Origin of the sequence: Porphyromonas sp. CAG:1061, from assembly GCF_000435035.1 — a bacterium.
In the GTDB taxonomy this organism is placed as follows: domain Bacteria; phylum Bacteroidota; class Bacteroidia; order Bacteroidales; family Porphyromonadaceae; genus Porphyromonas_A; species Porphyromonas_A somerae.
On the sequence record NZ_HF988950.1, the window covers coordinates 1 to 9,240 of the forward strand.

Annotated in this window: 10 protein-coding genes; all 10 read left to right on the top strand. The window is 49.7% G+C overall.

Features of this window, described 5'->3' with window-relative positions:
- Positions 1-399: 399 nt before the first annotated feature.
- The 10 genes from QVO39_RS08540 (at position 400) to QVO39_RS08585 (ending at position 8,908) form a co-directional block, all read left to right on the top strand.
- Positions 400-810, top strand: a complete 411-nt coding sequence (locus QVO39_RS08540) for a SoxR reducing system RseC family protein (protein WP_021903813.1) — start codon at positions 400-402, stop codon at positions 808-810.
- A gap of 57 nt (positions 811-867) precedes the next feature.
- Complete coding sequence (locus QVO39_RS08545) at positions 868-1,719, top strand: Fe-S cluster domain-containing protein (RefSeq protein WP_021903814.1); 852 nt, start codon at positions 868-870, stop codon at positions 1,717-1,719.
- A 37-nt stretch (positions 1,720-1,756) separates the two neighbouring features.
- A complete protein-coding gene (gene rsxC, locus QVO39_RS08550; RefSeq protein WP_021903815.1) occupies positions 1,757-3,091 on the top strand; it encodes an electron transport complex subunit RsxC in 1,335 nt (444 codons plus the stop codon).
- Between the two features lie 21 nt (positions 3,092-3,112).
- Positions 3,113-4,108, top strand: coding sequence for an RnfABCDGE type electron transport complex subunit D (locus QVO39_RS08555; protein WP_018028416.1), 996 nt, complete (start codon positions 3,113-3,115; stop codon positions 4,106-4,108).
- Positions 4,108-4,692, top strand: coding sequence for an RnfABCDGE type electron transport complex subunit G (locus QVO39_RS08560; protein ID WP_021903816.1), 585 nt, complete (start codon positions 4,108-4,110; stop codon positions 4,690-4,692). Before QVO39_RS08555 ends, QVO39_RS08560 begins: the two co-directional genes overlap by 1 nt.
- Before the next feature lie 14 nt (positions 4,693-4,706).
- Positions 4,707-5,306, top strand: coding sequence for an electron transport complex subunit RsxE (gene rsxE / locus QVO39_RS08565; RefSeq protein ID WP_018028414.1), 600 nt, complete (start codon positions 4,707-4,709; stop codon positions 5,304-5,306).
- Between the two features lie 6 nt (positions 5,307-5,312).
- Positions 5,313-5,885, top strand: a complete 573-nt coding sequence (gene rsxA, locus QVO39_RS08570; RefSeq protein WP_018028413.1) for an electron transport complex subunit RsxA — start codon at positions 5,313-5,315, stop codon at positions 5,883-5,885.
- Positions 5,886-6,002: 117 nt separating this feature from the next.
- Positions 6,003-6,773, top strand: coding sequence for an LPS export ABC transporter ATP-binding protein (gene lptB / locus QVO39_RS08575; RefSeq protein WP_018028412.1), 771 nt, complete (start codon positions 6,003-6,005; stop codon positions 6,771-6,773).
- Positions 6,760-7,386 carry a recombination mediator RecR gene (recR, locus tag QVO39_RS08580; RefSeq protein ID WP_021903817.1) on the top strand — a complete coding sequence of 209 codons (627 nt, stop codon included), beginning with the start codon at positions 6,760-6,762 and terminating at the stop codon, positions 7,384-7,386. The genes lptB and recR overlap by 14 nt, the downstream gene beginning before the upstream one ends.
- 91 nt (positions 7,387-7,477) lie before the next feature.
- Positions 7,478-8,908 (top strand): MFS transporter, encoded by a 1,431-nt coding sequence (locus tag QVO39_RS08585; RefSeq protein ID WP_021903818.1) that lies wholly within the window; start codon positions 7,478-7,480, stop codon positions 8,906-8,908.
- Positions 8,909-9,240 lie beyond the last annotated feature (332 nt).

Here is a 9,240-nt window from a genome sequence, read left to right on the forward strand (position 1 = left end):
CAGATGAGCGTCCTGATTATCAGAGAGTTACAAAATCCCTTCTCCGACCGTTTTTCCGCCACCTCCAATAGTTGGTTTCCTCATCGGACGAGTCGGACAAGTCAGACAGGTCGGACAATACCCTATCTCCCCCTATTCGTTGCGGCGTCCGACTTGTCCGCCTCGTCTGACCCGTCCGACTTGTCCGATTAGGCACTCCCTAAAGGGCTCTTTGAGGTGCTTTTGGGGTAATTACGGAAATCATTCGTCATTGTATTTTAGGAGGCGTTGTATTTTTTTTGTACTTTTGCTACAGTTTGGTCATAAAGGAAGCTGAACCCTCTACTCACCGACCTTGTAGAGGAGAGATAAAAAAAGGCTACACGACTCGACAACAACCTATAACGACACACCTACATTATGGACTGCAAAGAGGGGACAATTAGTCAGATAAAGGACGATAGGATCGTGGTGCTCATAGAGCGTCGCTCGGCCTGTAGCACTTGCCACGCTCGTGGCGCTTGTCTCTCTTCGGATAAGGATGAACAGTTGATTGAGGTCTCGGATTACCCCCTCGGAGTTCAGGTGGGTGATCGGGTTCGCTTGATTCCAGCTAAGGGGGGTAGCCCTCTGAAGGCGGTGCTCTTTGCCTTTGTGATACCGATTATCCTCTTGGCAGTGCTTTCCATCGGGATGAATATGGCGGGGGTGAGTGAAGAGATCCTATTGGTATCGCTTGTGGGGGTGCTTTTGCTTTATGCGGGGCTCCTGAAGTTGTTGGGTGGCTATTTCAACCAGACGTTTAAGCTCCGTGCGGAGTTGGTGAAGTGAATGTATGGTGGCGGTAGTATGCCACAGCGAATTATATATATCAATAAGCAATAAGTTATGATAGTGACGATTCTGTTCCTTGCCATTGTAGGTGCCCTTGCAGCCCTGCTTCTCTTTGTGGTCTCTAAGAAGTTCCACGTAGAGGAGGATGCTCGTATTGAGCTGGTGAATGAGGCGCTCCCTGGTGCTAACTGTGGAGGGTGTGGCTATCCTGGCTGCTCTGGCTTTGCACGTGCCTGTGTGGAAGCGGAGTCGATGGAGGGGCTATTTTGTACCGTAGGTGGTAATGATACGATGCTCAAGGTGGCCGACATCTTGGGGCGTACTGCGGTGGAGGCGGAGCCCCAACTGGCGGTGGTGAGATGCAATGGTACATGCGATGCCCGCCCCAAGGTCAATCAGTATGATGGAGCTAGTAGCTGTGCGATAGCGGCAGCGACCTATGGCGGTGAGACGGGCTGTACCTTTGGCTGTCTCGGCCTAGGCGATTGTACACTGGCGTGTGGCTTTGATGCGATCAAGATGAATCCGCTTACGGGACTGCCTGAGGTGGATGAGGAGCGTTGTACTGCCTGCGGTGCCTGTGTGAAGGCTTGCCCAAAGATGATTATTGAGCTCCGCAAGAAGGGACCTAAGGGCCGCCGTGTCTTTGTCTCTTGCGTGAATAAGGAGAAGGGTGGTGTGGCTAAGAAGGCGTGTGATAATGCCTGCATCGGCTGCTCGAAGTGCTTCAAGGAGTGTAAGTTTGAAGCGATCACCATTGCTAATAACCTTGCTTATATTGATCCCAATAAGTGCCGTCTCTGTCGCAAGTGTGTAGAGGCGTGCCCTACTGGAGCGATCCACGAGATCAATTTTCCTCCCCGCAAACCTAAGGCAGAGCCTGTAGTAGAGACAGCGGAGGCGTGATCAGTACGAAATATAGATACCTTATATATATAGGAGTATGTTGAAGACATTTAGAATCGGTGGTATTCATCCACCAGAGAGGAAGCTCTCTAGCGACCGTCCGATAGAGGAGCTACCTATGCCAGAGCGTGTCCGTATCCCGCTTGGTCAGCATATTGGTGCACCTGCCGAGGCACTTGTGAAGCGAGGCGACACGGTGAAGGTAGGTACCCTTATCGCCAAGGCTGGCGGTTTTATCTCGGCCAATATCCACTCGAGTGTATCGGGCGTGGTGGAGAAGCTGGAGGAGGTGGTGGATGCCTCGGGTTATCCCAAGACGGTCATCACTATCAAGACCGATGGCGAGGACACGTGGGAGGAGACTATTGACCGCTCACCCGAAGTGATCCGAGAGGTGACGATGAGCCCTGAGGATATTGTGGCTCGTATTCAGGAGTGTGGTATCGTGGGTATGGGAGGTGCTACCTTCCCAACCAATGTGAAGCTACTGCCCCCTAAGGGAAGCCAACCAGAGGTGGTGATCATCAATGGTGTGGAGTGTGAGCCTTATCTAACTGCCGACCACCGGCTGATGCTGGAGCGTGGTGAGGAGCTCTTGGTGGGGCTCTCTATCCTGATGAAAGCCGCTGGGGTATCAAGAGGTGTGATCGGTATTGAGAATAATAAGAAGGATGCGATACAGCACCTTACGGAGCTAGCGAAGTCTTTTGCGGGGATTGAGATCCAACCGCTGAAGGTGAAGTACCCACAAGGTGGCGAGAAGCAGCTGATTGATTCGGTACTGAAACGCCAGGTGAAGAGTGGTCAGCTACCTATTACGGTGGGAGCCATTGTGCAGAATGTGGGGACAACCCTAGCTGTCTATGAGGCGGTACAGAAGCACAAGCCACTCTTTGAGCGTATCGTGACGGTAACGGGAGTGGACCTTCCGAAGCCCTCCAACTTCCTCGTACGTATCGGCACCAGTTCGGCTACGCTGATTGAGGCGGCTGGCGGTCTTCCTGAGTCGAGTGGCAAGATCATCAGTGGTGGTCCTATGATGGGTAAAGCCCTCGTGACTGATGATGTGCCAATTGCCAAGGGTAGTAGCGGTATCCTAGTTTTGAAGAAGGAGGAGACTGCACGTAAGCCAATGCGTAGCTGTATCCGCTGTGCTAAGTGTGTACATGCTTGCCCTATGGGGCTCAATCCCGCCTTCTTGATGAGAGATACGGTATTTAAGGATTGGGAGGTATTGGAGAAGAATCATGTGGTGGACTGTATTGAATGTGGCTCTTGTAGCTACAGCTGTCCAGCTAATCGACCATTGCTCGACCATATCCGCCAAGGTAAGCGGACGGTGATGGGTATTATGCGAAGCCGTAAGTCCTAAACGAATATAAGTAATAGAGATATGTCAACTAGTCATAAACTACTCGTATCACCCTCACCACACATACATAGTGGCGACTCGATTGAGCGCAATATGTATGATGTGATCATTGCATTGATTCCTGCACTGGCGGTCTCCTTTTATTTCTTTGGATGGGGCGCCTTTGTGGTGACGCTTACTTCTGTGGCCGCTTGTATGCTCTTTGAGTGGCTGATCAGTCGCTTCTTGATGGGGCGTAAGGAGCTAACCATCTTGGATGGTTCGGCGATCCTCACGGGTCTCCTACTGGCACTCAATGTGCCCTCTACTCTTCCTTTATGGATCATCGTTATCGGTGCCTTGGTGGCGATTGGTATCGGCAAGATGTCGTTCGGTGGCCTTGGGAGTAATATCTTCAACCCTGCTATCGTGGGTCGTGTGATGCTACTCATCTCCTTCCCAGTGCAGATGACTAGTTATCCGATGCCTAGGGGCATGGAGGCTACATTGGATGCTACCTCTGGTGCTACTCCATTGGCGATTGCTAAGGGGGTGGTACGTGGGTCGGAAGGCTTTACGATGGATAAGCTCCCTAGCTTGGTGGATAACCTCCTCGGCTCTGTGGGTGGTTCGCTAGGTGAGGTGAGTGCGGTGGCACTGCTGATTGGATTTGCCTACCTGCTGATTCGCAAGGTGATCACTTGGCACATTCCAGTAGCCATTATCGCTACGGTAGCTATCTTTGCTGGCATTATGAATCTCGCCAACCCTGAGGTCTATGCAGGTCCTCTCTTCCATATCCTAAGCGGTGGATTGCTTCTCGGTGCTATCTTTATGGCGACTGACTATGTCACCAGCCCTATGAGCAATAGCGGTATGCTGCTCTACGGAGTGATGATAGGTATCATTACGATGCTGATCCGTCTCTTTGGTGCCTACCCCGAGGGGATGTCGTTTGCGATTCTCTTTATGAATGGTATCGTGCCTATTATCAATAGGTATATGCCACCTCACCTCTTTGGAAAAGCTAAAAAGTGATGAAGAAGTTACAATCAACCTTACCCAATATGCTGCTATCGCTTACGATTATAGCAGCAGTGGCAGCAGCTTTGCTCGCCTTTGTATACGAGACTACTAAGCCGGTGATTGACGCCTCCAAGACGGAAGCCCTCAAGGCTGGTATCGCCAAAGTACTTCCCAAGGGCTATGACAATGACCCCTACGAGGAGCGGGTGGAGATGAATGAGTATGTCCTCTATCCTGCACGCCAAGGTGATCAATTGATCGGTGTGGCGGTGAAGAGCTTTACCAATAATGGCTTTGATGGCTTTATCAGCGTGCTGGTCGGAATGGATATGGAGGGCAATATCATCGACTACGCTGTGCAAGAGCAGAGCGAAACCCCTGGACTGGGCAGTAAGATGGAGGAGTGGTTCCGCACGGAAGGAACTGCGAGGAGTGTGCTAGGTGCCAATCTAGCGGAGCCGATCAAGGTGTCGAAGGATGGCGGTAGCGTGGATGCCATTAGTGCTGCAACGATCTCGAGCCGTGCTTTCTTGGAAACCCTCAATAGTGCCTACAGTGTGATGCAACAAGCCATCGCCGATGGTCAACTAAAGTAAATGTGTGAGTGACTATGAAGAAATTACAGATATTACTCAATGGACTGATTAAGGAGAATCCTACGCTGGTATTGCTCCTAGGTATGTGTCCGACACTTGGTACCACCTCTAGTGCCAATAACGGTCTGGGAATGGGACTGGCAACAACGTTTGTGCTGATCTGCTCCAACATGGTGGTGGCCTCGGTGAAAAAGCTGATCCCCGATGCGGTACGTATCCCAGCCTATATTGTGATTATTGCTGCCTTTACCACTTTGGTGCAGATGCTTTGCGAGGCTTATGTGCCTGCGCTCTATGCATCGCTCGGTATCTTCTTACCTCTGATCGTGGTGAACTGTATCGTGCTAGGTCGTGCGGAGTCTTTCGCAGCTAAGAATAATGTGTTTGACTCGGCACTTGATGGCATCGGTATCGGTCTTGGCTTTACTATCGCTCTGACCATTATTGGATTTGTGAGAGAGGTGCTGGGCTCGGGTCGTGCTTTTGACCACGTCCTTTTCCCTGAGGAGTATGGGGCACTGGTATTTGTGCTGGCTCCTGGTGCTTTTATCGTGCTAGGCTTTGTGATTGGAATTAAGAATGCGATTGACCGCAAACGCAATAAGACAGCTTAACGACTTATGGAATATTTACTACTATTTATCAGTGCGATCCTAGTTAATAACGTCGTATTCTCACAGTTCTTGGGGATTTGCCCCTTCTTGGGTGTTTCTAAGAAGCTGGATACTGCGGTGGGCATGGGTGCTGCGGTGACCTTTGTGGTGACCATTGCGACACTCGTGACTTATGCGATTCAGAAGCTAGTGCTAGACCCCTACGAGATAGGGTATATGCAGAATATTGCCTTTATCCTAGTGATTGCCTCAGTGGTGCAGATGCTCGAGATGATTCTGAAGAAGATCTCTCCCGCTCTATTCCAAGCACTCGGTGTATTCTTACCTCTGATTACTACTAACTGTATGATCCTAGGTGTGGCGATTACGGTGATCCAAAAGGACTTTAATCTAGGGGAGTCTATCGTCTATGCTATTGCTACCGCTATTGGTTATACCATGGCGATTGTGATCTTTGCAGTAATTAGGGAGCAATTGGCGAAGACCAATGTACCTGCTCCACTTGCTGGTATTCCTATCGCCCTTGTAACGGCAGGCATCTTGGCGATGGCCTTTATGGGCTTTGCTGGTTTGGTATAAGCTACCTATCAATTAAGAAATATAGTGGACGCCTTGGGATAGACTATCTCAAGGCGTCTTTTTGCACTGCTAAACCACTTAAATTGGTATCTTTGTGGGAAATAATATGCGATGCTTATGAAGCTAAGGACTGAGGATTTAGTAAAGAAATACAAGAGCCGTACCGTGGTCAACCATGTCTCCATTGAGGTGGAGCAGGGGGAGATCGTGGGATTGCTAGGCCCTAATGGGGCGGGCAAGACCACTACCTTCTATATGACGGTAGGGCTGGTGACCCCCAATAACGGACGGATATTCCTTGATGATGAGGATATCACCAAGCGACCTATCTATCAGCGTGCGAGGATGGGCATTAGCTACCTCGCTCAGGAGGAGTCTGTCTTTCGTAAGATGAGTGTGGAGGATAATATCCTAGCAGTGCTGGAGATGACGGGGCTGAATCATCAGGAGCAGATCGAAAAGCTGGAGAAGTTGATTGATGAATTTGGTCTGGAGAAGGTGCGGACCAATAATGGCGACCGCCTCTCTGGTGGAGAGCGACGACGTGTGGAGATTGCTCGTTGCCTCGCTATTGACCCGAAATTTATTATGCTTGATGAGCCTTTCGCGGGTGTTGACCCTATTGCGGTGCAGGATATTCAGTTGATTGTCTCCAAGCTGAGAGAGCAGAATATCGGTATCTTGATCACCGACCACAATGTCCACGAGACCCTCTCCATTACCGACCGTGCCTACCTACTATTTGAGGGGCAGGTGCTTTTCCAAGGGAGTGCTGAGGAGTTGGCAGAGAATCCGACTGTGCGGGAGAAGTACCTTGGTAAGGACTTCGTGCTCCGCCGCCGTAAGTTTGACCACGTGACCATGAGGGGCGAAGATGTCGGGCGTTGAGGATTACTCGCAATTACTACAAAGGGCGATTGATGCTTTTGCCTCTCTTCCAGGGGTGGGGCATAAGAGTGCGATGCGCTTGGCTCTTTCTCTCTTAAAGCAGGAGAAGACTTTTACCTATCGTATTTCCGATGCTCTACGCGACCTCGTGGATGGTATACAATACTGCGAGAAGTGCCACAATATCTCCGATGAATCGATCTGTAGCATTTGTAGTGATGAGACACGCGACTCCCATATCCTCTGTGTGGTGGAGAGTGTGCGTGATGTGATGGCAATCGAGCGAACTGGGCAGTATCAAGGGCTTTATCACGTATTGGGCGGGGTGATTTCCCCTATGGATGGGGTGGGGCCTCAAGACCTTTTCCTCCACGACCTCCCTACACGTATTCAAGAGGAAGGGATAAAGGAGGTGATCCTTGCCCTCAGTACCACTATGGAGGGAGAGACGACCAACTTCTACATCTACCGCCTGCTCAAGGGTATAGAGGTGCAGATCACCACCATTGCACAAGGCATTGCGATAGGTGATGAACTGGAGTATGCCGATGATCTCACCCTCGGTCGTAGCATCTTACAGCGAATTGACTTCCAAGAGAGCCTTAAGCGGTAACCCCACTTTTCTGAGACCATCTTGTGGCAGTCTGCCCAAAAAACCTTACATTTGTCCCATCTGAAATTTTTAAACTTATAACACAACTATTATGACAACTTCTACTAAAGGCCACACGTTACGTGACAAAGCCGCAGTGAGGTGGACCGTTTTGATAATGATCGCCCTCACGATGCTTTTCGCCTACATGTTTGTAGACGTCCTTTCACCTCTCAAGACACAGCTCGATCAGGTATTGGGCTGGAATAGTACCGTCTTTGGTACCTATGCGGGGAGTGAATTCTTCGTTAATGTATTCCTACTCTTCCTTATCTTTGCAGGTATTATCCTGGATAAGATGGGTGTTCGCTTCACCGCTATCCTCTCAGGCTCTCTGATGGTGATCGGTGCAGGTATCAAGGTATATGCCCTGAGTTCTGCTTTCAATGCTGGAGCCTTCCCTTACGATCTACTAGCCGGTTGGTTCCCCAACTTTCCACCTTCTGCAGCCCTAGCATGTGCAGGTTTTGCTATCTTCGGTATGGGTACCGAGATGGGTGGCGTGACCGTTTCCCGTGCTATTGTAAAGTGGTTCACCGGTTATGAGCTAGCGATGGCGATGGGAATTGAGATGGCGATCGCCCGCCTTGGAGTGTTTGCTGTATTCCAGACCTCTCCTCGTATCAACCAATGGATGGTGAATAAACTTGGCGTTTCTGAAGGATTGGATGCACTGCAGACGGTACAGGCACCAGTTCTCTTCGTCTTTATCCTCCTCTGCATCGGACTCTTCCTATACCTGATCTATGGGGTCCTTGACCGCAAGTTGGAGAAAGAGGCCGCTGGCTCACTTGTAGAGGAAGAGGAAGAGCCATTCCACTTCCGCGACCTTGGTAAGGTCTTTGGTAGTAGTGCCTTCTGGATTGTAGCTCTGCTTTGTGTACTTTATTACTCTGCTATTTTCCCATTCCAGAAGTTTGCCACTAGTATGCTAGAGAGCAACCTTGGCATTGAGAATACCACCGCCTCAAGTATCTTTAGCCTATTCCCTATCGGGGCAATGGTGATCACTCCTTTCCTCGGCTTCTTCCTTGATAAGAAGGGTAAGGGAGCTACCATGCTCATTATCGGTTCGGTGCTGATGATTCTTTGCCACGGTACATTTGCGCTCTATCCATTTGATAATAGTACCACCTCTTTTGTGGTGGCTATCTCGGCCATTGTGTTACTGGGTATCTCCTTTAGCTTGGTGCCTGCTGCCCTCTGGCCAAGTGTGCCAAAGCTGATTGATAATAAGGTGCTCGGCTCTGCCTACTCTGCTATCTTCTGGGTACAGAATATCGGTTTGATGTCGGTGCCAATGATTATTGGATCAGTGCTCGATAAGACCAACGTGGGGGTAGTCGCTGGCGAACCAATGAATTTCACCCCTTCTATGCTGATCTTCACTAGCTTTGGTGTGTTGGCTTTGATTCTTAGCCTCTATCTTAAGAGTGTGGATAAGAAGCGTGGCTATGGCCTAGAGCTCCCCAATATCAAGTAATAGTTACCCTATTAATATATTAAAAGCACCGTGGAACTATCGCCCACGGTGCTTTTAATGTTTGAACGCTAATAGGACTGTACCTGAGATGCTTCACTACCCCGTCTGTCCTATCTACTTTGGGTGCTATTATTTCTTTGTATTAGTCTGTTCGTAGCGGCAATAGACCTAAATATTGAAGAACGCTGAAACTTTTTCTTGAGAATATTTGGCGAAAAGAAATAAGTTATGTATCTTTGCGAACGGTTTAGTCTATACAACGCTCTAGCGAGAGCCGTGGAGAGTGTAGCCTAAAAAGGAATGGGCAGTTACCAGAGTGGCCAAATGGGGCT

Excerpts from the sequence above, each read along its gene's own strand:
- rsxA (WP_018028413.1), top strand. The coding sequence starts at position 5,313 with ATGGAATATTTACTACTATTTATCAGTGCGATCCTAGTTAATAACGTC.
- lptB (WP_018028412.1), top strand. The coding sequence starts at position 6,003 with ATGAAGCTAAGGACTGAGGATTTAGTAAAGAAATACAAGAGCCGTACC.
- QVO39_RS08540 (WP_021903813.1), top strand. The coding sequence starts at position 400 with ATGGACTGCAAAGAGGGGACAATTAGTCAGATAAAGGACGATAGGATC.
- QVO39_RS08555 (WP_018028416.1), top strand. The coding sequence starts at position 3,113 with ATGTCAACTAGTCATAAACTACTCGTATCACCCTCACCACACATACAT.
- QVO39_RS08585 (WP_021903818.1), top strand. The coding sequence starts at position 7,478 with ATGACAACTTCTACTAAAGGCCACACGTTACGTGACAAAGCCGCAGTG.
- recR (WP_021903817.1), top strand. The coding sequence starts at position 6,760 with ATGTCGGGCGTTGAGGATTACTCGCAATTACTACAAAGGGCGATTGAT.
- rsxC (WP_021903815.1), top strand. The coding sequence starts at position 1,757 with ATGTTGAAGACATTTAGAATCGGTGGTATTCATCCACCAGAGAGGAAG.
- QVO39_RS08545 (WP_021903814.1), top strand. The coding sequence starts at position 868 with ATGATAGTGACGATTCTGTTCCTTGCCATTGTAGGTGCCCTTGCAGCC.
- rsxE (WP_018028414.1), top strand. The coding sequence starts at position 4,707 with ATGAAGAAATTACAGATATTACTCAATGGACTGATTAAGGAGAATCCT.
- QVO39_RS08560 (WP_021903816.1), top strand. The coding sequence starts at position 4,108 with ATGAAGAAGTTACAATCAACCTTACCCAATATGCTGCTATCGCTTACG.